A 25296-nucleotide genomic window follows, 5' to 3' on the forward strand; every position below is an offset into this window, starting at 1 on the left:
CCCGGGCCCCGGGATGGCGTTCCGGCACGAGCGTCCCGTTCACTCATGGTGAACGGCGGATCCGTGCCGTTCCTGATACCCGGAGCCACCGAAACCCGGCTGGGGCCACCGGACCGGGCGACGCGGCCCGGCCTCGCCGCGCCCGGAGCGGCCCGGAAGGTAGCGTTCCCCGAGTGGCCGTGACCGATCCCGCCGATGTACGCCTGCTCGCCGCGCTCGCCGAGCTGGGCAAAACGGCCGTGCACGACCTCGCCGCGAAGGTGGGCATGGACCCGCGTGAGGTCGCCTACCGCCTGGTTGCCTTGTCCGGCAGCGGATTGCCGCTGCTCGTGGGCGTGGAGAGCGACCCGGCCGGGCTGCGCGCGGCGATCGCGGGAGCGCCGCCGTCGTGGCAGCAGGCCCCACCGCCCTCGGGGGCGATGCCCGTCGCCGCACCCGGCGGACGGCCCGGCCCGGGCATGCCGGCCGGAGCGGGTCCCGGGATGCCGACGGGACAAGGATTTCCGGCCGCGGCCCCGCTGAGCGCCCCCGTTCCGCGTCCCGGGAACGGACCCGGAACGCCGGGTGCGCCGTCCGTCCACGGTGGACCGTCGGGACCCGTGCACGGCGTGCCGTCGGGCCCGTACGGAGTCCCCTCGGGTCCCCATGGCGTGCCGTCTGGCGCGTACGCAGCTGCACCGCCCCCGCTCGACCCCGCGCTGAGCACGTGGGGTGTGCCGCAGACGGCGTCCTGGGCGCGCGGCGACGAACCGCGCCGCGCAGGCCCGGCCGAGGGCAGACACGGCCGGATCGGCGAGACGCTCGCGACGCAGGGACTCGAAGGCGAGCAGCTCACCGTGCAGCTGCTCGAGGTGCAGGACCCGGCGGACTACCTGTTCGGCGCCGCCGGCTACCGGCTCGACGCGGGCGAGCGGGCGGTGGTCGTGCACACCGAGATCACCAACCGCGGCAGCGTGCCCTTCGCGTCGCTGCCGGACAACTACCTCGAGCTCGTCACGGCCGACGGCACGACCGTCACCAAGGCGCCCGTGTCGCTGACCTCCCGGCCGCCCCACAAGATCGGCGTGCGGCCCGGCGAGACACTCGGCGGCCACACCGTCTACGTCCTCCCGGACGCGACGCGCGTGGTCTCGGTCCGCTGGAGCCCCCGCCCTGAGCCGGACGACCGTACGCTGACCTGGGCCGTCGAGGGCTAGTAGCTCTCCTCGCGCAGGATCTCCAGCGCGCGGGCGAGGTCGTCGGGGTACTCGGCCTCGAACTCGACCCAGCGGCCGTCGGCCGGGTGCGCGAAGCCGAGGGTGCGGGCGTGCAGCCACTGCCGCGTGAGGCCGAGGTGGCGCGCCAGCACCGGGTCGGCGCCGTAGGTCAGGTCGCCCACGCACGGGTGGCGCAGCGCGGAGAAGTGCACGCGAATCTGGTGCGTGCGGCCCGTCTCGAGCTTCACGTGGGCCAGCGACGCGGCGCGGAACGCCTCCACCACCTCGTAGTGCGTCACGCTCGGGCGCCCGCCCGCGACCACGGCGAACTTGTAGTCGTGGCGCGGGTGGCGGTCGATCGGCGCGTCGATGGTGCCGCGCGTCGGGTCCGGGTGGCCCTGGACCACGGCGTGGTAGCCCTTGTCGACGGTGCGTTCCTTGAAGGCGCGCTTGAGCACCGTGTACGCGTGCTCGCTCTTGGCCACCACCATCACGCCGGTGGTGCCCGCGTCGAGCCGGTGCACCACACCCTGGCGCTCGGCGGCGCCCGACGTCGAGATGCGCAGGCCCGCGGCGGCCAGGCCGCCGACGACCGTCGGCCCGGTCCAGCCGGGGCTCGGGTGCACGGCGACGCCCACGGGCTTGGAGATCACGATGATGTCGTCGTCGTCGTGGAGGATCTTCATGCCCTCCACTGGCTCGGCGATGACCTGGATCGGGGACTCCGGCTCCGGCAGCGTCACTTCGAGCAGGCCGCCGGCGGTCAGGCGGTCGGACTTGCCGGCGGGCCGGCCGTCCACCAGCACGTCCCCGGCTTCGGCGAGCTCCGCCACGACCGTGCGGGACAGGCCCAGCAGCTTGGCGAGGCCGGCGTCGACGCGCATGCCGTCGAGCCCGTCGGGGACGGGCAGCAGGCGCGCGGTCACGCGGTCTCCTTCTTGCTGTTCTTGTCGCGGGTCGAGGTGCCGTCGTAGTCCTTGCCCAGCAGCGACAGCAGCACGATGAGCACGCCGCCGCAGCAGATCGCGGAGTCGGCGATGTTGAAGATCGCGAAGCCTTCGCCGTTGGGGGCGAAGGCCGAGATGAAGTCGATGACGTGGCCGCGCAGCGGGCCGGGGGCCCGGAAGATGCGGTCGGTGAGGTTGCCGAGCGCGCCCGCGAGCACCAGGCCGAGGCCGATGGCCCAGCCGACGCTGCGCAGCCGCCGTGAGAGCCAGATGATGGCGACGGCCACGGCCGCGGCGACCAGCGCGAGCACCCACGTCATCCCCGTGGCCATCGAGAACGCGGCACCGGGGTTGCGGATCACCTGCAGGTAGATGAGACCGCCGAGGATGCGCACCGGCTCCTTGCCCTCGAGGTTGGCCGCCACGAGGTTCTTCGACACCAGGTCGATCACCCAGATCAGAGCCGCGACCGCGAACACCAGCCCGACCCGGCGCTTGGGCAGCACCACGGGCGCTTCGGGCTCCTCCGAGACCGCTGAGGCCGCGTCACCGCTCACCGCCGGTTCGACGGCGGGCGCGCCTTCGGGCCGGCCGGGTTCGGGCGAACCGGGCTCGGACAGATCGTGTTCGGACGAGGAGGACTCGGTGCTCACGCCCCCATTGTCCACGCCCCGGCCTCACCCGTTCGCGGCGGCAGGCCGCGAACGCCCCTTCACGGGTCCGGCGACCACCAGAAATGCCACCGCGAGCAGCACCACGGCCGACGAAACCACCCCCGCGACACCCGGTAGCAGCATCGCCACCGCCACGAAGCCCACGGTGACCGCGAGGACCAGGAGACTGCGCTCGTACCCCGCCAGCACCACCAGCCCCACGGCGGCCAGCGCCGGGCCGCGGGCATCGGCGTCGAGGTCGAATTGGGCGTAGGCGGCGAGGTCGAGCACGGGCACCGCCAGCACACCGCCGGCGAGGGCCAGTGCGAACCGGCCGGTTTTCGGCCTGGTCCCGGCTCGCGCATAGCCGACGAGCACGATCGCCACGACAAGCGCGAGTGCGATCGGCCAGCCCAGCGCTGACGTGGAGGTCGGCGCGGGCAGCGGGTCCTGGCTCAGGAACTGCTCACCGCCGATGGCCGTGTCGAAGTAGTCCACGTGCACGCGGTCCATCGGCACCGCGGACAGGTTCACGAACTCGCCCGCGGCAGAACCGGCGCCGGCCGCGAGCCGCACCGCGGCAAGGATCAGCTCGGCGAAGCCCAGCAGCGCGAGCGGAACCCAGAAACCCCAAGATCTCCCCACGCGCCGAGGGTAGCGAGCGGGCTCAGGCGCAGAACGGCGGCAGCTCCCGCGGGTCCCCCACCGGGGCCCAGCGGCCGTCGACCTTCGTGTACTCCCAGCGGGCGCCGCGGGCGACGATCTGGCGCAGCGCGAGCACAACGCGGTCCACGTGCTCCTCGGTGCTGCCCAGGCCGAGGCTCACGCGCACGGCCTGCTGCCCGTCGCGGCCGCATTCGCCGATGAGGCGCTTGGTGGCGACGTGGGCGCAGAACGCGCCGTCGCGCACGCCGATGCCGTACTCGGCCGAGAGGACGGCGGCGAGCCAGCCGGGTTCGAAGCCGTCGACGATGAAGCTCACCGTGCCCACGCGGTCCACCGGCGCGTCGAACAGGCGCAGCTCGGCGCAGCCGGGCACGCCGGCCAGGCCCTTGCGCAGCCGCTCCAGCAGCGTGGCCTCGTGCTCGCCCACGGCGGCCCAGTGCGCGGACAGCTGCTCGCACGCGACGCCGAGCGCGTAGACACCGACAGTGTTCGGCGAGCCGGCCTCGTGCCGCTCGGCACCGGTGTTCCACACCACGGCGTCCTCGGTCACGAGCTTCGTCGCTCCACCGCCGGCGAGGTACGGCTCGGCGGCACGCAGCCAGTCGGACCGGCCGATGAGAGCGCCGGCGCCGAAGGGCGCGTAGAGCTTGTGCCCCGAAAGCGCGACGTAGTCGACGTCCAGCTCCCGCAGGGAAATCCGGCGGTGCGGCGCGAGCTGCGCGGCGTCGAGCGCCACGCGGGCGCCGTGCTTCCTTGCCACGGCGGCGATCTCGGCCACCGGCAGCAGCTCACCGGTCACGTTGGACGCTCCGGTCACCACCACGAGCCGCGGCCCCTCCGGGCAGGCGGCGAGCGCTTCGTCCACAACGGACACCGCGGCCAGCCGCGTGCGCGGCAGCTGCACGCGGCGCACATTCGGGCCCCGCCAAGGCAGCAGAGCCGCGTGGTGCTCGGTGTCGAACACGACCACGGACGTGCGCCGCGGCAGCGAACGCGCCAGCAGGTTGAAGGAATCCGTGGTGTTGCGGGTGAACACGACGGTGTCGGTGGCGCGCGCGTCGACGAACCGGCGCAGGATGTCGCGCGTGCGCTCGTAAAGGCGCGTGGACACCTGCGAAGCGAAGCCCGCGCCGCGGTGCACGCTCGCGTACCAGGGCAGGAACTCGTCGACGGCGGAGCGGACCGCGTCGAGACACGGCGCACTCGCGGCGTGGTCGAGGTTGGCGTAACCGATCTCGCCGCCGGTCACCAGCGGCACCCGCAGCGCCGCCCCCGCGACGCCGGGAATCCCCTGTGCGGCAACAGTTTCGGTGTTTTCAGCGGTACGGTCCAGAGCGAGAGTCATGGCGGTGCCTCCTCGGCAGTCCGGGGGACCCCCGGCGAGGGGCCCGCGCTTGCCCGTCGCACAACACGACCGGCCCGGTCTTCACCCGGGGCACCCCACCGCGGTTGGAGGGTTGCCGGCCAGCAAGCCGGGGCTGAACGCTGGCACTCATGACCTGTTGATGACGGTAACCGATTCCAGGCGTGCGGAGAAAGCCCCGTCCCGTGATCTGAGATGGCGCTCACACGCCGGCGATCACCGCCGCAGGGCGCGGAAAGCTTCCGTCTGCTCGCGGATCGCGCGCTCGGCCGGGAGCCGTTCGATCGAGGAAGCGCCGAAGAAACCGACGATTCCCTCGGTGTGGTCGAGCACGTACTGCGCGTCGGCGGGCTCGGCGATCGGGCCGCCGTGACACAGCACGAGCACGTCCGGGTTCACCCGCTTGGCGGCGTCGTGCATCGCCTGCACACGGGTCACGGCCTCGTCGAGCGTGACGGCAGTGCGCGCGCCGATCGTGCCGCTCGTGGTGAGCCCGAGGTGCGGCACGAGCACGTCGGCGCCCGCGCGGGTCATGTCGGCGGCTTGCTCGGGGTCGAACACGTACGGCGCGGTCAGCAGGTCGCGTTCGCGGGCCAGCGCGACGAGGTCGACCTCCAGGCCGTAGCCCATGCCGGTCTCCTCCAGGTTCTGGCGGAACACGCCGTCGATCAGCCCGACCGTCGGGAAGTTCTGCACGCCGGCGAACCCCATCCGCTTGAGCTCGTCGAGAAACGGGCCCATCAGCCGGAACGGGTCGGTGCCGTTGACACCGGCCAGTACCGGCGTGTCGCGCACGACCGGGAGCACCTCGCGCGCCATGTCCACGACGATGCCGTTGGCGTCGCCGTAGGCCAGCAGCCCGGCGAGCGACCCGCGCCCGGCCATGCGGTAGCGGCCGGAGTTGTAGATGATCAGCAGGTCGATGCCGCCGGCCTCGGCGGCCTTGGCGGACAGGCCGGTGCCCGCGCCGCCGCCGATCACGGGCCCGCCTTCTGCGACCGCCGCGGTGAGCCGGGTCAGCGCTGTTTCGCGGTCCACGTCAGGACTTCCCTTCGCCGATGAGCCGGTGCAGTTCGCTCGCGGCGGCGGCGCCGAACCCGGTGTCGTTGATGGCTTCTTCGCGCCGGGTCACGGTCACCGCGCTGCCGGACAACGCTTCGGTGAGGTGGGCGAACAGCTCAGCGTCGGCCGCCGGGTCGTGGAACGGGCCGTCCGGAACGTCCACAGCGGACACTCCGCCGAGCGGCAGGAACACCGAGACCGGCCCTTGTGCCGCCCGGAGTTTGCGCCCGAGCAGCGTGCCCAGCTCCGCGGATTCCTCCGGCGTGGTCCGCATGAGCGTGACGGTCGGGTTGTGCACCAGCAGGTGCCGGCCCGCGAACCGCTCCGGCACGGTGTCGGCCGGGCCGAAGTTGACCATGTCGAGCGCGCCGACACTGACCACCTGCGCCACGCCCGCTCGCCCCGCCGCCTCCAGCCGGTGCGGACCCGCCGACAGCACCCCGCCGACGAGCTCGTCGGCCAGCTCCGTGGTGGTCAGATCGAGGACACCGGCCACCAGGCCGTCGGACACCAGCTTCTCCATCGCCCGGCCGCCGGAGCCGGTCGCGTGGAACACGAGCACCTCGTAGCCGAGCCGTTCCAGCTCGGCGCGGGCCTCGTCTGCAGCGGGGGTGGTGACGCCGAACATCGTCACCGCGACCACCGGCCGATCGCTGATCTCCCGGCCGGTCTCGTGGTGGCGGGCCATGGCGGCGATCGCGGCCGCCGCGTTGCCCAGCACGGCCTTCGACACCGTGTTGAGGCCCGCGATGTCGACCACGGAGTACATCAGCGTCACGTCGGTCTCGCCCACGTACGGGCGCACGTCGCCGGACGCCATGGTGGAGACCAGCAGTTTCGGCACCCCCACCGGCAGCTCGCGCATCACGGCCGCCGCGATCGACGAGCCGCCCGAGCCACCGACCGCCAGGACGGCGTCGACGCGGCCTTCGTCGAACAGCCGTCGCACGGCCATCGCCGCACCGCGCGCCATCGTCTCCACGGCGCGTCCGCGGTCTCCCCGCAGTGACGCGAGGTCGACGCCGGCGGCGCGGGCCACCTCCTCGGCGGGTACGTCGGCGCCGTCGGACGCCGACGAACCGGCGTCGACCAGCAGCGTGTGCACCCCGTCGATTTCGAGGCGGGTGCGCAGCCAGTCGTATTCGGCGTGTTTCGTGTCGAGGGTGCCGACGAGGCAGACCGTGGCCATGTCCGCCATCGTCACCCCCTGCGGGCGCCGCCGCTGGGCCAGTTGGCCGGAAGTGGTCCAAACTGGCTGGTGAAGGAGGTGCCTATGCACCGGGTCGAGACCGCCGAACTGGCTCGGCTACTCGGCGCGTGGCGTGGCGGCGGGCCCACGCTCCCGGCCGCGCTCGCCACCACGCTGGCTGAACTGGTCGACTCCGCCGTGCTGCCCGAAGCCGCCGTCCTGCCGGCGCAGCGGCCGCTCGCGCGAGCACTCGGCGTTTCCCGGGGCACGGTGACCTCGGCGTACGACCGGCTGGCGGCCGACGGGCTCCTCACGGCCGAAGCCGGTTCCGGCTCCCGGGTGCGGCGGCGCCAGCCCGGCGGCCCGGGCGTGCCGGGTGGCCGGCTCGTCTCGTTCACCGGTGCGGCGGCGCCGGCGGACCTGTCGAGCGGCGCCCTGCCCGGCTCGGCCCTGACCGCGGACGCACTCGCCGCGCTCGGCCCCGCCGATCTGGTGCCCTATCTCGACACCGACGGCTACTTCCCCGCCGGCGTCCCGCGGCTGCGGGCCACGATCGCCCGGCTGCTCACCGACGACGGCGTGCCCACCGCCCCGGAGCAGGTCGTGGTGACCGCCGGCGCCCAGCAGGCCGTGTGGCTCGTGGCCAACACGCTGGTCGCGGCGGGTGATCTGGTCCTGGTGGAGGAACCGAGCTACCGCGGCGCGCTCGAAGCGTTCGCCGGCGCCGGGACCCGGCTGCGGGGCATCCGCTGGACTGCGGGCGGGATCGACCGCGACCACCTGCGCGCCGCGCTGCGCCGCTCCCCCGCGCTGCTGTACTGCCAGCCGTCCGTGCACAACCCGACCGGCGAGCGCATGCCCGCGGCCGCGCGGCGTGAGCTCGGCGAGCTCGTCACTGCCGCCGGTCTGCGCACGGTGGAGGACCGCAGCAGCGCCGACCTGGTGTTCCGCGGCACGGCGCCGGGGCTGGCCGCACACGTGCCACCGGAGCTGCTGGTGAGCATCGGCACCGCGTCGAAGCTGTTCTGGGGCGGCGTGCGGATCGGGTGGATCCGCGCGGACGCGCCGACGGTCGCCCGGCTGATCGAGGCCCGCAAGGCGATCGACCTGGGCTGCTCGGTCGTCGACCAGCTGCTCGCCGCCGGGTTGCTGCGCCGCGTCGCCGAAGCCCGTGAAGCCCGGCGCACGCTGCTCACCGCGCGCCTGGAGTCCACTGTGGACGTGCTCGGCCGGCTGTTCCCCCACTGGCGCTGGACGCGGCCGGCCGGCGGCACCGGGCTGTGGACTGACACCGGCGAAGACGCCGTGCGCCTGGCCCAGCGGGCGCTCGCCACGGGTGTGAAACTGGCGCCGGGACCCGCGTTTTCGGTCTACGACGGGTTCCGGACGCATCTGCGGCTGCCGCTGTGGCACGCGCTGGAGGAGCTGGAGCCCGTGCTCGCGTCCCTGCGGTAACCCCCGCTTCGATGACCCCAGCTCGACTCAGCGGCCCAGCTCACCGCGCCAGCGCGCGAGCCGCCCGGCCCGGTCGACGGCGCGGATCCGGCGCTCGGTCGCGTCGCGGACCCCGGCCGTGGTGACCACCAGCAGCTGGTCGTCCTCCTGCAGGCGGCTGGTCTTCTGCGGCGTGAATCCGGAGCCGCGGCGGACCACGAGGCTCACGGTGGCGCCGGCGGGCAGGCCGAGCTCGGAGATGTACACGCCGTGCAGCTTCGAGCCCTTCTGGATGCGCACCTGCAGCAGCTCGGCGCCGAGCTCGTCCAGCGGCGCGGCGTCGACCTCGATCTCGTGCGCCTCGGAGGGTTTTGCGAGGCCCAGCAGCCGCGCGACCGGGCCGAGTGTGGCCCCCTGCAGCAGCGTCAGCACGACGACCAGCACGAACACGGCATCGACGAGTCGCTCCGCGCCCGGCACGCCCTGGGACAGCGGGATCAGCGCCAGCACGATCGGCACCGCCCCGCGCAACCCGGCCCACGACAGGAACGTCTGCTCCCGCCACGGCAGCCGGAACGGCAGCAACGACAAGACCACCGACAACGGGCGCGCGAGCAGCAGCACCACCGCGCCCGCGACGAGACCCGGGATGAGCGCCTCGAGGATCCGGCCGGGCGAGGCGTAGAGACCGAGCAGCACGAACAGCCCGATCTGCGCGAGCCAGCCGAGCCCCTCGGCGAACGAGAGGGTGTCGGAGCGGTGCGGCAGCCGCGAGTTGCCCAGCACGAGACCGGCGACGTAGGTGGCCATCAGGCCCGACGCGTGCGCCAGCTGCCCACTGGAGTACGCGAGGATGCACACGGCCACCGTCGCGAGCGGGTAGAGGCCCGTGGCCGGCAACGCGGCCCGGCGCAGCGCCATCGCACCCAGCCACCCGAACAGCAAACCGAGCACGAGCCCGGCGGCGAGTTCGTAAACGACCAACAGCGGCAGGGTCCAGTCCAACGCGGCCGCCGAGGAGAGCGCCACGACCGCGATGTACGCGGGTGCGTCGTTGAGCCCGGATTCCAGCTCCAGCGTGCCCACGAGCCTCGGCCCCACGGAGAACGTGCGCAGCACCGAAAACACCGCCGCCGCGTCGGTCGACGCGAGTACGGCGCCCCACAGCAGCCCGAACCGCCAGTCGAGGCCGAGCAGCCAGTGCAGAGCCGTGCCGGTGACCACGATGCTCACGATCACGGCCACTGTGGACAGCAGGATTCCCGGGCCCAGCGAGGATTTCACCGCGCTCCAGCGCGTGGTGAGGCCACCTTCGGTGAGGATCATGACGAGCGCGGCCAGCCCCAGCGACTGCGTCAGGCTCGAGTTGTCGAAGTGGATCCCGATGCCCGCTTCGCCCAGCGCCACACCGATGCCGAGGTACAGCAGCAGCGACGGGAGACCGAGGCGGATCGACACGCGCACGGCGAGCACCGACGCGAGCAGGACGACACCGCCGACGCCGAGCACGACGGGAAGCTGGTCCATGTCCGCCCCCTCCCGGTCGCCGTGGGCTTCCAGAATAGAGAGACGGAGCCGTTCACTCGTTCGTGCACCACTGGACAACTCGGGCAAAGTGGTGTGTTACCGATCCGGCCAAAAGCAGGCGGGCACCTGACTGGGCGTTACCCCGTCTGGCAACTATCCCCGCCGTGGCTGTGGTCGGATCGGTAACGAATGGCGCTGTAGGACACTCAGCCGCCACCGAGTGTCGCCAGATCGACACCGAGCGCCGCGAACGGCTTCTCGCCGGCCGGCCTCAACCGCACTGCGCGTTGCCGGTCCCGGGTCACCCACCCCGCGTCGACGGCCCGCGCCAGGATCGCCGCGGGCACGGCACCGGCGAGGTGGTCGCGCCGCTCCGTCCAATCCAGACAGTCACGCAGCAGCGGGCGCCGGCCGCGCTCCGGCACGGCGACACCGAGCGCGCCGAGCACCTCGCGCCCGGCTGCGGTCAGCGTCAGCCCGTCGTCGGTGTCGACGATCCCCTTCGCGATCAAGCCCTCGCGCAGCGCCACACCGACGGTGCCCGCGAGGTGGTCGTAGCAGCTGCGCGCGAAACTCAGCCGTTGCGTACGCAGGGACGCCTTCAGCCCCACCGGTTCGCGGTGCTCGGCGTGCTGCGCCAAGTGTTCGATCAGCTCGGCCACCCGCGGGTCGGCGATGCGGACGTACGCGTGCCGGCCCTGCTTCACCCGCGCGACGAACCCGGCGTCGTGCAGCCGCGTCACGTGCTCGCTCGCGGTCGACACCGCGATCCGCGCCGCCGCAGCCAGCTCGCCGATCGTCCAGGCGCGCCCGTCCAGCAGGCCGAGGCACATCGTCGCCCGGCTCGGGTCGGCGAGCACCGCGGCCACCTCGGCCAACGCGACGGTCTCCATGCCCCCACCGTAGGAGCCCGACGCTTCGGCCGCCGCCGAAGCGCTACTTCACGCCGGTCAGGAACCTGGCGCCCAGCGTCACGGCCGGACCGGAGTCGTTGCTGCCCTCCAGAAAGACCGAGAACGCGACATCGCCGCGGTAGCCGACGAACCAGCCGTTGGCCTCGGCGCCGTCGCCGAACTGCGCGGTGCCGGTCTTGCCGTAGACGGTGCCCGAGCGCGCCAGTCCGGTCGCGGTGCCGCCCGTGACGACCTCACGCATCATCGAGCGCACCGACGCCAGCACACTCGCGGGCGGCGCGTGGTAGCCCTCGTTCACGGTCGTGGCGGAATCGGCGTCCAGCCACAGCTTCGGCGTCACCGCTTTGCCCGCGGCGACGGTCGCGGCCATCAGCGCCTCGCCGAGCGGGCTCGCCTGCACGGTGCCCTGGCCGATCCCGTCCTCCACCTGCTCGTCGGCACTGCCGGCGGCGACAACCTTGCCCAACTCGGTCGAAATACCGGGGATGTCGAAGTCGGCGTTGAGGCCGAACTGGCTCGCCGCGTTGGCGAGGGCATCCGGCGGCAGCTGCGAGGCGAGCTGGCCGAAGGAGGTGTTGCACGAATGCGCGAACGCGCGGTGCACGGTGGTGGTGCCGAGGTCGAAGCCCTCGTTGGAGATCGTGCGGGTGCCGATCCGCGCGGTGAGCGGGCACGGCACCTGCGAGTCCTTCGTGACAACGCCGGCCTCCAGGGCCGCCGTCGCGGTCGCGATCTTGAACGTCGAACCCGGCGCGTACAGGCCGTTCAGCGCCGAGGGACTCGTGCCCGCGGCGGCGTTCTGCGCCACCGCCAGCACCCCGCCGTTGGACGGCTGGATCGCCACGATCACGGCCTTGCCGCGGTAGGAGTCGACGGCCGACTGGGCCGCGTTCTGCACCGAGACGCTCACCGTGGACTTCACCGCCTGCTGCCCGCTCTCGGTCTTGCCGAAGAGCGTTTCCAGCGCCTTGCCCGAGGTGTCGACCCGCTGGACCGCGAAGGTGTCCGACGGCGCCGACGTGCCCTGTCCGGTCAACGCCTGCGTCAGCAACGGGAACTTCGCCGCAGGATCGAGGTGCGTGCCGCCCGGCCCGCTGATGACCACCGGCTTGCCGTCGCGGTCCACCACTGCGGCCTCGTCGGCCGCCGCGGTCGCGATCACGAGCCGCTGGCCGGCCTGCAGCTTCGGCTGCAGCGTGGCGGGCGTCCAGTGCACCCGCCAGCTGTCGCCGGACTTCACCACGTCGAAGCTGCCGCTGTAGGACCAGACGTGGCCGGGGCCGAGGTTCCAGGTGAGTGTGTAGCTCGCGGCCGTCTTCGTCGCGCTCGCGGCGGCGGGCTCGACCTTGTCGATCTTGGCCTGCACGTCCTGCGGCTTGAGCGTGTACCAGGCGTCGCGCAGCGCGGCGGCCGCGTCGTGCGGGTTGTCGGTGAGGAGGCTGGCCTCGTCGGTCTGATTGCCCGCGAAGTCCTTCAGGTACAGCTGCGCCGCCGACGTCGGGTCCGGGGCGACCGGTCCCGCCGCAACTGAGCTCTCGGTCGGCTCGGCCGCCGCCTCGGGTGCCGGCGAACCGCCGGTCAGCAACACCACCGCCACGACGACGATCGCGACCATGGCGACCGCGCCCCCGATGAGGACGGCTCTCTTTCCGGCAGGACTCACTTGCGACTCTCCCCCAGGCCTGTGCGGCGTGCGCGCACTCGGCCCAGCTTGCCCATCGCTGACGGACAGGAGGCGTTACAGGTGAGAAAGCGGCCTTCCCGACGCTGATTCGTGATCAACGCCGGGAAGGCCGGTTCACTACGCCTTCTCCACTGCGGCGCGGACCTTCACGCCGTCGCCGACAGTGCCCTCGAAGCCCTCCGGCGCGTCGCCGTAGGTCACCGACGTGGCCAGCGTTTCCGAGGCCACGAACTCCTCGAACTTGCGCACCGCGGCCACGACCTCGTCCGGCGCGTCGATCGTGAGCGCGATGCGGTCGGACACGTCGAGGCCGGCCTCGCGGCGGGCCTGCTGCACCACGCGCACCAGGTCACGGGCGATGCCCTCGTCGGCCAGGTCGGCCGTGACCTCGGTGTCGAGCTGCACCAGCCCGCTGCCGCCCGGCAGCTCGGCCGCCGCGCCGCCGTCCTTGGCCACCAGGCGCCGCTCGTACTCGCCTTCGAGCAGCTCGACGCCTGCCGCCACCACGGCGCCACCCGGGTTCGTCGTCCAGTCGCCGGCCTTCACGGCCTTGATGACCTTCTGCACGTCCTTGCCCAGCCGCGGCCCGGCCGCCCGCGCGTTCACGGCGACCTCGAACGAGCCGTGCGCCGCGACGTCGGTGGTCAGCTCGACCGACTTCACGTTCACCTCGTCGCGCAGGATGTCGGTGAACTCGCGCAGCGCCTCCACGTCCTCGGCCGCGACCAGCAGCTTCGCCAGCGGCAGCCGCACGCGCAGCTTGTTGGCCTTGCGCAGCGAGAGCGCCGTCGACGCCACCTGCCGCACGCGGTCCATGGCCGTGACCAGCGCCGCGTCGGCCGGCAGGTCGAGCGAGCTCGGCCAGTCGGTCAGGTGCACCGAACGGCCGCCGGTGAGGCCGCGCCACACCGTCTCGGTCGTGAGCGGCAGCAGTGGCGCGACGACGCGGGAGGTCACCTCGAGCACCGTGTGCAGCGTGTCGATCGCGTCCTGGTCACCCGCCCAGAACCGGTCGCGCGAACGGCGCACGTACCAGTTCGTGAGCACCTCCAGGAAGTCGCGCACGGTCTGGCACGCGCCGGCGATGTCGTAGTTGTCCAGCGCGTACTCGACGTCCGTCACGAGCTCGTGGGTCTTCGCGAGCACGTAGCGGTCGAGCAGGTGCGCCGAATCCGTACGCCACCGGCCTTCCACGCCCTCGGCATTGGCGTAGAGGGCGAGGAAGTAGTACGAGTTCCACAGCGGCAGCACGGCCTGGCGCACCGCGTCGCGGATGCCCCGGTCGGTCACGACGAGGTTGCCGCCGCGCAGGATCGGGCTCGCCATGAGGTACCACCGCATGGCGTCGGACCCGTCGCGGTCGAACACCTCGGTCACGTCCGGATAGTTCCGCAGCGACTTCGACATCTTCTGCCCGTCGGAGCCGAGCACGATGCCGTGGCTGATGCAGGTGCGGAACGCGGGCCGGTCGAACAGCGCCGTCGCGAGCACGTGCAGCAGGTAGAACCAGCCGCGCGTCTGCCCGATGTACTCCACGATGAAGTCGCTCGGGTAGTGGTGCTCGAACCACTCGGCGTTCTCGAACGGGTAGTGCACCTGGGCGTACGGCATCGAGCCCGAGTCGAACCACACGTCGAGCACCTCGGGCACACGGCGCATGGTCGAGTTCCCGGTCGGGTCGTCCGGGTTCGGCCGGGTCAGCTCGTCGATGTACGGGCGGTGCAGGTTGTCCAGCCGCACCCCGAAATCGCGCTCGAGGTCATCAAGGGAGCCGTAGACGTCGGTGCGCGGGTAGGCCGGGTCGTCCGACTGCCACACGGGGATCGGCGAACCCCAGTAGCGGTTGCGGGAGATCGACCAGTCGCGGGCGTTCTCCAGCCACTTGCCGAACTGGCCGTCCTTGACGTTGTCCGGGTACCACGTGATCTGCTGGTTGAGCTCGACCATGCGGTCCTTGAACTGCGTCACCGCGACGAACCACGACGACACCGCGCGGTAGATCAGCGGGTTGCGGCAGCGCCAGCAGTGCGGGTACGGGTGCTCGTAGGTCTCGTGGCGCAACAGGATCGGGCTCTGCTGCGCGGCGGAACCCGTGCCGTTCTTGAGGTCGCGGATGATGTTCGGATTGGCCTCGAACACCTGCTGGCCCTCGTAGTCGGGCACGGTCGCGTCGAAGCGGCCGCGCGCGTCGACCGGGGTGGCCGGCGTGATGCCCGCAGCGTCGGTGACGACCTTGTCCTCTTCACCGTAGGCGGGCGCGATGTGCACGACGCCGGTGCCGTCTTCGGTCGTGACGTAGCCCGCCGACAGGACCCGGTGCGCGTTCTCCCGGCCGAGGAAGTACGGGAACGGTGGGGCGTAACGATTTCCGAGCAGATCCGCACCGGTGTAGTGCGCCACGACCGTCAGCTCTTCGCCGAGCTCGCGCGCGTACGCGCCGACGCGGGCTTCGGCGAGAAGAAACCGCTTGCCGGGGAAGTTCTCGCTCTCCACCACGACATAGCGCACCTCGGGGTGCACGGCGGTGGCGAGGTTCGAGGGCAGCGTCCACGGCGTGGTCGTCCAGATGAGCAGGTACGTGCCGTCGAGCTCGTTCCCGTTGCCCTCCAAGCGGAACCCGACCGTGACGGCCGGGTCCTGGCGGGTGCGGTAGACATCGTCGTCCATGCGCAGCTCGTGGTTGGACAGCGGCGTCTCGTCGCGCCAGCAGTAGGGCAGCACGCGGTAGCCCTCGTACACCAGCCCCTTGTCCCACAGCTGCTTGAACGCCCAGATGACCGACTCCATGTAGGGCAGGTCGAGCGTCTTGTAGTCGTTGTCGAAGTCGACCCAGCGCGCCTGGCGGGTGACGTACTCCTCCCACTCCTTGGTGTAGCGCAGCACGGACTCGCGGGAGGCGTCGTTGAACTTGGCGACCCCCATCGCCTCGATCTCTTCCTTCTCCGTGATGCCGAGCTGGCGCATCGCCTCGAGCTCGGCGGGCAGGCCGTGGGTGTCCCACCCGAACCGGCGGTCGACGTGCTTGCCCTTCATCGTCTGGTAGCGCGGGACGATGTCCTTCACGTACCCGGTGAGCAGGTGCCCGTAGTGCGGCAGGCCGTTGGCGAAGGGCGGGCCGTCGTAGAACACGTACTCGTTGTCGCCGTTCGCCCCGGCCGGGCGCGCGTCGATCGAGGCCTGGAACGTCCGGTCGGTCTCCCAGTACTCGAGCACGCGCTGCTCCAGCGCGGGGAACGACGGCTGGGCCGGGACCGACGTCTCGCCGTCCACCTGGGCCTTCGGGTACATCGGGGTGCGCTCCTTGCGTTCGTCGCTCGCGTACGGACGACCGGTGCCTACCGGTCACCCACACGGGGACGAGACGCTCGCGCGTCACGCGGTACCACCCCGCTTGCCCGGCGTTCGTACTGCCGGGCCACTCGTTCGTCGGCTGTGACGGGCCGCCCCGTCCGGGTCTACTGGGGACGCACGCGCCCCGTTCTTCCGGAGGCTCCCCGGTGATGGCCGGATCGACGCCTTACTGGTACCAGGTTAGCCCGGGCGCGCAACCGCGTTTGCGGTGGCCCGGGGTCCGGTCGTGACGGCGGCGAGGGCCGCTGCGGCGAGCCACAGCGCGGCGGCGATGACGCCGAGGGTGTGGAGGCCGTGGACGAAGGCCGGGCGGTTCGCCGGATCTCCCGCGACGGCGCCGAAAACGGCGACGCCCAGGGCACCGGCGGCTTGGCGGGCGGCGTTGTTGACGCCGCCGGCGATGCCCGCGCGTTCGGGAGGCGCGTCGGCGACGGCGGCCGTGACGACGGCGGCGGTGAGCAGGCCCATGCCGGCGCCGAGGCCGAGGAGGGTGGGGTAGGTCGTCGCCGTGTCCACGCGCAGGAGTGCGCTGAGGCCGGCTGCGCCGAGGAGGAGTCCGGCGATGATCGGCGGGCGGGGGCCGAGTTTCGCGGTGAGGCGGCCGCTGAACGGGCCGAGCAGGACCAGTGGCAGGAAGAGCGGGAGCAGGGCGAGTCCTGCGTCGAGCGGTTTCAGGTGCAGGACGCTCTGCAGGTAGAGGGTGAAGACGAGGACCGCGCCGAGGCCGACGAAGTTCATGGCGCCGGAGATGGTGGTGGCGCCGGCGGTGCGGCGGGACTTGAGCAGGCCAAGGGGCAGCATCGGGTCGGCGGACCGGTGCTCGATGACGACGAATGTCGCTGCTGCCGTCACAGCGATGACGGCGGCGCCGGCCTGGTGTCCGATGACGGCGTAGACGCCGGCACCGAGGGCGAGGGCGGCCGTGGTGGCGCCGGGCAGGTCGATGCGGCCGGGTGTGCGGGCGCCGGGTTGGACCAGCTTCCGGACGGCGAGCGCCGCTGCCACGACGATCGGCACGTTGAGCAGGAACACGGGCCGCCAGCCGGCGAGGGAGACGAGCACGCCGCCGAGCAGCGGGCCGGCGGGCAAGGCGAGCGCTGACACACCGGCCCAGACGCCGAGGGCGCGGGCTCGGGTGCTGGGATCCGGGCACTGCTGGTTGATCACGGCGAGCGTGCCCGGCAGCAGCAGCGCCGCGCCGATCCCCTGCACGGCCCGGGCGGCGATCAGCCAGGACGCGGACTGGGCGAACCCGCACGCGGCGGACGCGACGCCGAACACCACCAGCCCCGTGAGCACCACGCCGCGGTGGCCGAGGACGTCGCCGAGCGCGCCACCCGCGAGCAGCAACGCCGCGAGGACGACGGAGTAGCCGTCCACGACCCATTGCAGCGCGGTCAGTCCTGCGTGGAGCTGCTCGCCGAGGGTGGGGAGGGCGACGTTGACGACGGTGACGTCGAGCTGCACCAGGAACATCCCGGTGCACAGGGTGATCAGGAGCGCCGGTCTCATGGTGTCCAGTGGACCTCGTGGACGCTTCCGTCGCGGTGGAAGTGTCGTGGGTGCACCCTGGACGTCGTGGACGGAGACGCAGACATCGCCGCGACCGCGGCCCTTTTCGCCGACCCGGCGCGGGTCCGCGTGCTGCTCGCCCTGGGCGACGGCCGCGCGCTGGCCGCGTCGGTGCTGGCCGCCGAGGCGGGCCTGTCGGCCCAGGGCGCGAGCTCCCACCTGGCCAAGCTGCTGGACGCGGGGCTCGTCACGGCCGAACGCTCCGGCCGGCACCGCTTCTACCGCCTCGCCGGCCCGGCCCCGGAGCTGCTGGAGACTTTGGCCCGGTTCTCCCCGCCGCAACCGGTCCGTTCGCTGCGCGAAGGCACCCGTGCGGCCGCGTTGCGCTCGGCGCGGACTTGCTACGACCACGTCGCCGGTCAGCTTGGCGTCGCCATCACGGCGGCTCTGGTTTCGCACGGCGCACTGATCACTGTGGACGGTGACCCGAGCACTGCGCGTCGGCCGGGTGACCGGATTTCGGCGCAGCTACGGGATCATCCGTATGCGTTGGGGCCTGCGGCTCCGACGGTGTTCACTGATTTGGGCGTCGATCTTGAGGCGGCATCCGCGGCGCGGCGGCCGTTGTTGCGCTTCTGTCTGGATTGGAGCGAACAGCGGCACCACTTGGCCGGTGCGCTCGGTGCGGCCGTGGCTGAGCGGTTGTTGGACGCCGGCTGGCTGCGCCGCCGCACTCAGGCCCACCGCGCGGTCCGGCTGACGCCCGCGGGAAGCGCCGCGCTGGGCGAGATCCTGGGGATTTAGCGGCGCGGCCGGTCAGCGGTGCGCGGCGGCGAGGACGGCATCGGGGCCGCAGCGCGCGCACGGGGTGAAGCCGAGCTGGCGCGCTTCGCCGACGCCGATGGGGATGGTGTCGCGGCCGGAGAGCCAGGGGCAGTCGACGAGGTGGTAGCGGGGGTACTCGTCGACCACCACGACCAAGTCCTCGAGCTCCTTGACGACCGCCAGGTCCTCGGCGCTCGTGTTTTCCTCGGCGGGCGGGGTTTCGCGGACGGGCGCCTTTTCGGTGGCAGCGGCGGTCGCTGTCTCGGCCGTCGCGGCGGTAGCGGTCGCGGCCGTCGCAGCAGTCACGGCGGTGGCGGTTTCAGTGGCCGCGGACTCGGCGGGCGCGGACTCGGCGGGCGCGGTCTCCTTGGCTGCGGAGGTGTCCACAGTGGCATCGCTGTCCGCGGCGGCTCCGGCCGGCTGAGGCGCGGGCGCGGTTTCGGATTCCGCCTCGGGTGCCGGCTCGATCTCGGGCTCGGGCACGTCGGCCGGGTTGCCGAGCTCGCCCCTCGAAGGCAGCAGCGCGGTCTGCTCGGCGTCGAAGCTCTCGGCCTTGGCGGCCTTCTCACCCACTCCGGCGTCCTCGACGGCCGCCTTGGCCTCGCCCGGCTCGGGGCGGTTGCGCCGCCGCAGCCAGTCCACGAGCAGGATCAGCCCGGCGAGCACCGACAGGCCGATCGAGACCCACGCCCACAGCGAGCTTGCCGTGATGAGCGCCGTGACGAGCAGCGCGAGCGCCGCCAGCACCAGAACGAGGACGATGTAGAGCACGCTGAATTACAGCACGCGAAACCCGGATCCCGGGACACGACCCGCCCACGCCGGGTACTGCACCGGCTGCATTCCGTGGCCACCCCACCGCCGCACCCGCCCCCAAGATCCACACCACCCTCAGCGACGACCGCCCACCAGTCACCCTCCGGCCCCCAGTCGCCAAGCGGTTGATCATTTGCGCCGAACCGCACAAACCGCCGATCCGCCACAACACCGGACCGACCGGGCGCGCCCGCTCCCGCCGGGGTTCGACGCCACCACCGACCGCGGGCGCGACAGCTTCGCCGCACCAAACGGCAGCACCCCGAACTCGCCCGGCGGTCGATCACTGGCGTCGGCGGCGCACTCGCCAACCCCGGGCATCTCCACCGGGTCGGCGCATGAGAGATGCCGGTCGCGACCTGCTTCGGCGAGCCCCGCGTGGCCGCGACGGCACCTGGGTCGGGCGCAACGTCCGAACCGGCCAACCCGAACACTTCACCCGGCCGCACCCAACGAGCCGAAGCTCTCACGAGTCGCGTGCGTCGAGGACACCTGCCCGGCCGTGGGTCGCCGCACCCGCCGGGCCGGCCTGCTCCCAGCGAACCGGCGCTCGCGAGTCGGGCGCGAGGCTCAGGTCACCGAAAGTCGGTCCGGACCCCGGGCGCGTCGGGCAAGGCCAAAGCCGACCGAGCGCACCCCGGTCTCGCAGAGCGCGAGCGGTCCAGCGCACTCCGTGCCCACCACTCCGAACCAACACCGGAAAATCGCCAGGCCACACGGAAAAAACTGGCGATCAAGGTCGGCCCGAACGGGCAGTTTCCCGACCCAAAAGCCCACTCCAAAATTCACGCCCGCGACATTCCGTGCGCATTCCATCACCGAATGCGCAGGGGCATTCCGGGGCCGCGTAAACGCCGATCACGAATTGCCACTGCCCGACTACCGAAAATGCGGAAACCGCAGGACGCCCACCCTGTCGCCGCGCATGACGAAGCCCCGCCGGATCCCCAGTGAGCGGGGATCAGGCGGGGCGTCAGCCAAGTCAGAGACTCAGACGAGCGACGAACCTCAGCCGGCTTCGGCGCGGGGGCCGAAGGAGTAGCCCTGGCCGCTGTTGGAGCCGGAGGGCTGGCCCGAGTTCGACGACGCCGAGGCCGGGGCCGCGGAGCCGCGATCGTCGAGTTCGCGCAGCTGGGACTCGAGGAAACCGCGCAGGCGAGTGCGGTACTCGCGCTCGATGGTGCGCAGCTCTTCGATCTTCTTGCCCAGCGAACCCTTCTCGGCGTTCAGGTTGTTCATCGTCTCGGTGTACTTGCGCTGCGACTCGCGTTCCATGGTGGTCGCCTTGTCGCGCGCCTGGCGCTCGAGCGTCTCAGCGCGCGTGCGCGCGTCGTTCAGCATGGTCTCGGCGCGGGTGCGCGCCTCGTTGACCATCGAGTCGGACTTCGCCCTGGCGTCGGAAAGCAGCTGCTCGGACTTGGTCCGCGCCTCCGCCAGCATGCCGTCGGACTCGGTCTTCGCCTCGGCGGTCAGCCGGTCGGCCATCTCCTGGGCGAGGCCGAGGACCTTGGCGGCCTGCACGTTCGGCTCACCACTGTCGCCGACCATCGAGTGCGCCTGCGTCTGCTCCATCGCCGAAGCCGGCGGCGGCACGGGCGCCAGGCGGCGGGACGGCTCGTCCCGCACCGGCGGAGGACCGCTCGCCTTCGCGTTCTCGAGCTCGCCCCGGGTCGATTCCAGCTCGTTGTCGAGCTGTTCGACCTGCTGACGCAGCTCGTTGTTGTCCTCGATCAACCGGGCAAGCTCGGTCTCCACCAAGTCGAGGAACGCGTCCACCTCGTCCTCGTTGTAGCCCCTCTTGCCGATGGGCGGCTTGCTGAACGCGACGTTATGCACGTCAGCGGGGGTCAACGACATCAGATCACCTCACGCACTCCATGGCCTGCAGGGTCCACCCAAGTTTCCCCGATCACCTGGGAGTTGCCAGTTGCATCGCGAAGAACACAACCAACAGCAGAACCATAATCGATAAGTCCAGTCCCATCCCGCCGATCCGAACCATCGGGATCATTCGTCTGAACAGACGAACCGGCGGGTCGGTCACTGTGTAGATGGTCTCGAGCGTGACCGCAACCCCTCCGGCGGGACGCCACTCTCGTGCGAAGGTCCGCACGAGCTCGATCACGATACGCGCCGTCAACAGAAGCCAGAAGGCGAACAGCACGTACCAGACCACCAGCCACACAGCATTCACTCGACCACTCTAGCGGGGGACGCCGGGGGAAGTCGCAGCAAGCGGCCCCGGCGTGGCGCCGAGTCGACAAAATCACGTCTGGCTGCGCCCAGCGGTCCGCCGGACTTCAGCCGCACTTCAGCTGCGCAGGAAAAGTCCGCCCTCGGCGATCCGCCGGCGGTCCTCCGCGGTCACGTCGACATCCGGCGGTGAGAGAAGGAACACCTTGTTGGTGACCTTGTCCATCGACCCCCGGAGCGCGAACGCGAGCCCCGCGGCGAAGTCGACAAGCCGCTTGGCGTCCGCGTTCTCCATCTCCGTGAGGTTGATGATCACGGGGATGCCCTCGCGGTAGTGCTCGCCGATCGCTCGCGCCTCGACGTAGCTCGTCGGGTGCAGCGTGGTGATGCGGCTCAACGGATCGCGGACGGGTGCGCGCACGGGCTCGGTGACCGGCCGCAGCCGGGCGACGGGCTCGGGCTGGCGGTCCACGGCGAGAGCGCCGTGTGTGGTCGGTTCCGCAACGGTGACCGACCGTGATCGGGCCCGCGGAGCGGGCTCGTCGTACGTGTCATCGGTCTCACGGTACCGTGAGCGCGATCGCGCCGGCGGCTCGTCGTAGGAGTCGTACTCGTCGTCGTAGTCACGCCGGTAGTCCTCGTCCTCGACGTCGTAGCCGTCCTCGTCCGCGGGCACCATCCCGAAGTAGGCCTTCAGCTTCTGCAGCGCGCTCATGCCTCTCCCTAGCCCTAACCGCTCCCGCACCGTGCTACCCCACCCGACCGATCACGAAACGTGACGGCCACGCGGACTCCCTACGGCGAGGCTAAACCGCGCCCACCGAGCAGTGCGGTTCCGACACGCACACATGTCGAGCCGTGCGTGATCGCCTGTTCGAGATCATGGCTCATCCCGGCGGAGACTTCTGCGGCAATCGGGTGATCTTGGCGAAGTCGCTCCGACACGTGGGCAAGCAGGGCAAAGGCCCTGCCCGGATCCTCTTCCTGGGGTGCGACGGCCATCACGCCACGCAACCTGAGCTCACCCACGTGAGTGATGTGGTCGGCCAGCGCGGCGACGTCGGACAGGGGTGTGCCGCCCCGCGCCGGGTCGCCGTCGAGGCTCACCTGGATCAGGACGTCGAGCGGATCGGCCCGCTCCCCCGCCTCCCGCGCGGTGCCGGCCGCGCGGCCCAGCGCGTCGGCCAGCCGCGCCGAGTCGACCGACTGGACTTCCGCCGCCCAGCGCACAACCGAGCGCGCCTTGTTGCGCTGCAGGCTGCCGACCATGTGCCAGCGCGGCGCGGCGTCCGGACGCAGCTGCCCGACCTCCGCGGCCTTCGGACCGGCCTCCTGGTCGCGGTTCTCGGCCAGGTAACGCAGCCCCAGATCCACGAGGAGCGCCGCGTCGGACGCCGGGAAGGTCTTGGTCACCCCAAGCAACCGCACCTCGTCACGCGCGCGTCCCGCGGCCGCGCACGCCGCGGCGATCCGGTCCTCGATCGCGGCCAGCGAGGCCGCCAGCTCGTCCCGCCGGGCGGCCTCGTTCATGCCGCCTCCGGTGTTTCGCGGGACACCCGCACCCGGTCGGCGGCACGAGCAAGCCGGCGCGATCCGGTACTCACGCCGCCTCCAGCCACGTGATCCCGGCGATCCGGCCGGTGGTCCCGTCCCGGCGGTAGCTGAAGAGCGTCTTGTCCTCCGCCGTGCACCGCGGATCCACGCCGATGCGCCCGACACCGAGCCCGGCCAGCTGACGCCACAACCCGGCGCGCAGGTCGAGCCCCGCGGTCCCCTGGCGGGTCTTGCAGGCGCTTCCGGGCACGTGCTTCTCGACGTCGGCCGCCATGTCTGCGGGCACCTCGTAACACGCGCCGCAGATCGCCGGGCCGAGCAGCGCCTCGATGCGGGCCGGTTCGGCCCCGAGGCCGCGCATGGCCTCCACCGCCGCCGGGACCACGCCGATGCGCGCGCCCACGCGCCCGGCGTGCACCGCCGCGACCACGCCCGCTTCGGGGTCGGCCAGCAGCAGCGGCACGCAGTCGGCGACGAGGACCACGAGCGCGACGCCCGGCTTGTCCGTCACCAGCGCGTCGGTGGCCTCCGCCGCCCGGGTCTCGGTGCCGTCCACCACGGTGGCCGTGCGGCCGTGCACCTGCTCCATCCACGCCAGCCGCTCCTCCGCCAGGCCGAGCTCGGAAGCCAGCCGCTTGCGGTTCGCGAAGACGTTGCCCTCTTCGTCCCCGACGTGGTCACCGAGGTTGAAGCTGTCGTACGGCGGCCGGGAAGCCCCGCCCGCCCTGGTCGTCACGACTCGTCGTACTCGCACCCGGCCATCCTTCCAAAGCACGCCAGAACACGCCGAAGGCCACCTCGACGTCGGTCGAGGTGGCCTTCGGCGGCGATCCCGGATTTCCTACCGGCGCATGAACGGCGGCACGTCGACCTCGTCGTCCGACGGGTCGTCGTGCACCGTGGCCGGACGGCTCGGCAGGCTGCCGGACGTGGGCCCGGAGCCGATCGGCGAGTAACCGCGCGAGCCGCCGCCAGGCTGGGGCAGGCCGCCCGGCGGGGTGCCGGGCTGCGGCAGCGGCGGCTGGGTGCGCGGCGGCGCCACCGGGTAGCCGGAGCCGCTCGCCGGCGGCACCGGCGTGGCGCCACCCGACGGCGCGGGCGGCTGCGAGCCGCCCACGTGCCCGGCCGAGGCCGACGCCGTAGTGCCGCCCGAGCGCGAGCCGAACGCCGGCGGGTCGAGCTTCTTGTGCGTGGGCGCGCCGGCGTCGAAGCCGGCCGCGATCACCGTGACGCGGACCTCGTCGCCGAGGGAGTCGTCGATGATCGTGCCGAAGATGATGTTGGCGTCGGGGTGCGCAGACTCCTGCACCAGCGACGCGGCCTCGTTGATCTCGAACAGGCCCAGGTCGGAGCCGCCCGCGATCGACAGCAGCGCGCCGTGGGCGCCGTCCATCGACGCTTCGAGCAGCGGCGAGTTGATCGCCTTCTCCGCCGCCTGGATGGCGCGGCCCTCACCGCGTGCGGACCCTATCCCCATGAGCGCGGACCCCGCGCCGGACATCACGCTCTTCACGTCGGCGAAGTCGAGGTTGATCAGACCGGGCGTGGTGATCAGATCGGTGATGCCCTGGACACCGGACAGCAGCACCTCGTCGGCCGACCGGAACGCGTCCATGAGGGACACGCCGATGTCGCCGAGCTGCAGCAGCCGGTCGTTCGGGATCACGATCAGCGTGTCGCACTCGTTGCGCAGCGACTGGATGCCGTCCTCGGCCTGCTTGCCGCGGCGCTTGCCTTCGAAGGTGAACGGACGGGTCACCACGCCGATGGTCAGCGCGCCCAGCTTGCGGGCGATCTGCGCGACCACGGGGGCGCCACCGGTGCCGGTGCCACCGCCCTCGCCGGCGGTCACGAACACCATGTCGGCGCCCTTGATGACCTCTTCGATTTCCTCGCGGTGGTCCTCGGCGGCCTTCTGCCCCACTTCGGGGGCGGCGCCGGCACCGAGACCGCGCGTCAGCTCGCGGCCGATGTCGAGCTTGACGTCGGCGTCGGACATGAGCAGTGCTTGCGCGTCGGTGTTCACCGCAATGAACTCGACGCCCTTGAGGCCGACCTCGATCATCCGGTTCACGGCGTTCACGCCGCCGCCGCCGATGCCGACGACCTTGATCACCGCAAGGTAGTTGTGCGGGGGCGTCATCGTGGCCGCCTTCCTGATCGTGATGTGCTCGTGCTGCCCGCCGGGGCCGCAACCCTGACCCTCAACCCGAGAATGAGAGTTATGTCAACCACCGGCGTTAGAGCAGGACGGTAGGCACCAGGCAGGCTCTAATCCAGTAGCCACGCCGTGTGCCGCAAAGGTGTTTTGCCACAACGCGACCGAGTGCGCAAGGCCGGGAACCCGATCACCCCGTGATCCACTCGTCTGCTACGGCACCCGGGAAACACCAGAGCGGCGGCACCGGCG

At 71.9% G+C, this 25296-nt stretch carries 21 protein-coding genes and 1 riboswitch; of the genes, 3 read left to right on the forward strand and 18 right to left on the reverse strand.

The genetic code is table 11. From position 1 onward, the window contains the following. The first annotated feature begins 173 nt into the window (after window positions 1-173). Window positions 174-1196, forward strand: coding sequence for an AsnC family protein (locus ABZU76_RS16210; RefSeq protein WP_354869771.1), 1023 nt, complete (start codon window positions 174-176; stop codon window positions 1194-1196). Here ABZU76_RS16210 and ABZU76_RS16215 read toward each other — a convergent pair. From ABZU76_RS16215 to ABZU76_RS16240, 6 genes are all read right to left on the reverse strand, one after another. Continuing rightward, window positions 1193-2122, reverse strand: a complete 930-nt coding sequence (locus ABZU76_RS16215; protein ID WP_220242206.1) for an RluA family pseudouridine synthase — start codon at window positions 2120-2122, stop codon at window positions 1193-1195. The two genes, ABZU76_RS16210 and ABZU76_RS16215, sit on opposite strands and share 4 nt — an antisense overlap. Further along, window positions 2119-2700: a signal peptidase II gene (gene lspA, locus ABZU76_RS16220; protein WP_354870061.1), complete on the reverse strand. Its 582-nt coding sequence runs from the start codon at window positions 2698-2700 to the stop codon at window positions 2119-2121. Before lspA ends, ABZU76_RS16215 begins: the two co-directional genes overlap by 4 nt. 120 nt (window positions 2701-2820) lie before the next feature. Further along, complete coding sequence (locus ABZU76_RS16225; protein WP_354869774.1) at window positions 2821-3441, reverse strand: hypothetical protein; 621 nt, start codon at window positions 3439-3441, stop codon at window positions 2821-2823. Between the two features lie 22 nt (window positions 3442-3463). Then, window positions 3464-4807: an aminotransferase class V-fold PLP-dependent enzyme gene (locus tag ABZU76_RS16230; protein ID WP_354869777.1), complete on the reverse strand. Its 1344-nt coding sequence runs from the start codon at window positions 4805-4807 to the stop codon at window positions 3464-3466. A 40-nt stretch (window positions 4808-4847) separates the two neighbouring features. Beyond that, window positions 4848-4962: riboswitch (SAM riboswitch) on the reverse strand. Between the two features lie 79 nt (window positions 4963-5041). After that, on the reverse strand, window positions 5042-5863 hold the full coding sequence (locus ABZU76_RS16235) for a phosphoenolpyruvate hydrolase family protein (protein WP_354869780.1): 822 nt from the start codon (window positions 5861-5863) through the stop codon (window positions 5042-5044). 1 nt (window position 5864) lies between these two features. Continuing rightward, complete coding sequence (locus ABZU76_RS16240) at window positions 5865-7076, reverse strand: Tm-1-like ATP-binding domain-containing protein (protein WP_354869783.1); 1212 nt, start codon at window positions 7074-7076, stop codon at window positions 5865-5867. Window positions 7077-7160: 84 nt separating this feature from the next. Here ABZU76_RS16240 and ABZU76_RS16245 point away from each other — a divergent pair, with 84 nt between their 5' ends. After that, on the forward strand, window positions 7161-8531 hold the full coding sequence (locus ABZU76_RS16245; protein ID WP_354869786.1) for a PLP-dependent aminotransferase family protein: 1371 nt from the start codon (window positions 7161-7163) through the stop codon (window positions 8529-8531). Between the two features lie 27 nt (window positions 8532-8558). Here ABZU76_RS16245 and ABZU76_RS16250 read toward each other — a convergent pair whose 3' ends face one another. The 5 genes from ABZU76_RS16250 to ABZU76_RS16270 all read right to left on the reverse strand — a co-directional run bounded on the left by ABZU76_RS16250 (window position 8559) and on the right by ABZU76_RS16270 (window position 17498). Next, window positions 8559-10037 carry a potassium/proton antiporter gene (locus ABZU76_RS16250; RefSeq protein ID WP_354869789.1) on the reverse strand — a complete coding sequence of 493 codons (1479 nt, stop codon included), beginning with the start codon at window positions 10035-10037 and terminating at the stop codon, window positions 8559-8561. 206 nt (window positions 10038-10243) lie between these two features. Beyond that, a complete protein-coding gene (locus ABZU76_RS16255; RefSeq protein WP_354869792.1) occupies window positions 10244-10930 on the reverse strand; it encodes a helix-turn-helix domain-containing protein in 687 nt (228 codons plus the stop codon). A 43-nt stretch (window positions 10931-10973) separates the two neighbouring features. After that, window positions 10974-12614, reverse strand: a complete 1641-nt coding sequence (locus tag ABZU76_RS16260) for a penicillin-binding transpeptidase domain-containing protein (RefSeq protein WP_354869794.1) — start codon at window positions 12612-12614, stop codon at window positions 10974-10976. Window positions 12615-12752: 138 nt separating this feature from the next. Continuing rightward, a complete protein-coding gene (ileS, locus tag ABZU76_RS16265) occupies window positions 12753-15923 on the reverse strand; it encodes an isoleucine--tRNA ligase (protein ID WP_354869797.1) in 3171 nt (1056 codons plus the stop codon). Between the two features lie 243 nt (window positions 15924-16166). After that, window positions 16167-17498, reverse strand: a complete 1332-nt coding sequence (locus ABZU76_RS16270) for an MFS transporter (RefSeq protein WP_354869800.1) — start codon at window positions 17496-17498, stop codon at window positions 16167-16169. Between the two features lie 66 nt (window positions 17499-17564). Between ABZU76_RS16270 and ABZU76_RS16275 the strand changes: the two genes are divergently transcribed. Next, window positions 17565-18302, forward strand: coding sequence for a metalloregulator ArsR/SmtB family transcription factor (locus ABZU76_RS16275; protein WP_354869803.1), 738 nt, complete (start codon window positions 17565-17567; stop codon window positions 18300-18302). A gap of 12 nt (window positions 18303-18314) precedes the next feature. On the opposite strand, the gene ABZU76_RS16280 is transcribed toward ABZU76_RS16275, so the two are convergent. The 7 genes from ABZU76_RS16280 to ftsZ all read right to left on the reverse strand — a co-directional run bounded on the left by ABZU76_RS16280 (window position 18315) and on the right by ftsZ (window position 25029). Continuing rightward, on the reverse strand, window positions 18315-19094 hold the full coding sequence (locus ABZU76_RS16280) for a hypothetical protein (protein ID WP_354869806.1): 780 nt from the start codon (window positions 19092-19094) through the stop codon (window positions 18315-18317). A 1053-nt stretch (window positions 19095-20147) separates the two neighbouring features. Beyond that, window positions 20148-20996: a DivIVA domain-containing protein gene (locus ABZU76_RS16285; protein WP_354869809.1), complete on the reverse strand. Its 849-nt coding sequence runs from the start codon at window positions 20994-20996 to the stop codon at window positions 20148-20150. Between the two features lie 52 nt (window positions 20997-21048). After that, window positions 21049-21324, reverse strand: coding sequence for a YggT family protein (locus tag ABZU76_RS16290; protein WP_091616814.1), 276 nt, complete (start codon window positions 21322-21324; stop codon window positions 21049-21051). Window positions 21325-21450: 126 nt separating this feature from the next. Beyond that, on the reverse strand, window positions 21451-22047 hold the full coding sequence (sepF, locus tag ABZU76_RS16295) for a cell division protein SepF (protein ID WP_354869812.1): 597 nt from the start codon (window positions 22045-22047) through the stop codon (window positions 21451-21453). An 80-nt stretch (window positions 22048-22127) separates the two neighbouring features. Beyond that, window positions 22128-22862: a YggS family pyridoxal phosphate-dependent enzyme gene (locus tag ABZU76_RS16300; protein ID WP_354869814.1), complete on the reverse strand. Its 735-nt coding sequence runs from the start codon at window positions 22860-22862 to the stop codon at window positions 22128-22130. A 70-nt stretch (window positions 22863-22932) separates the two neighbouring features. Next, window positions 22933-23640 (reverse strand): peptidoglycan editing factor PgeF, encoded by a 708-nt coding sequence (gene pgeF, locus ABZU76_RS16305; protein WP_354869816.1) that lies wholly within the window; start codon window positions 23638-23640, stop codon window positions 22933-22935. 87 nt (window positions 23641-23727) lie between these two features. Further along, window positions 23728-25029 carry a cell division protein FtsZ gene (ftsZ, locus tag ABZU76_RS16310; RefSeq protein ID WP_354869818.1) on the reverse strand — a complete coding sequence of 434 codons (1302 nt, stop codon included), beginning with the start codon at window positions 25027-25029 and terminating at the stop codon, window positions 23728-23730. Window positions 25030-25296: the final 267 nt, after the last annotated feature.

The organism is Amycolatopsis sp. NPDC005232 (genome assembly GCF_040607795.1).
Classification (GTDB): Bacteria; Actinomycetota; Actinomycetes; order Mycobacteriales; family Pseudonocardiaceae; genus Amycolatopsis.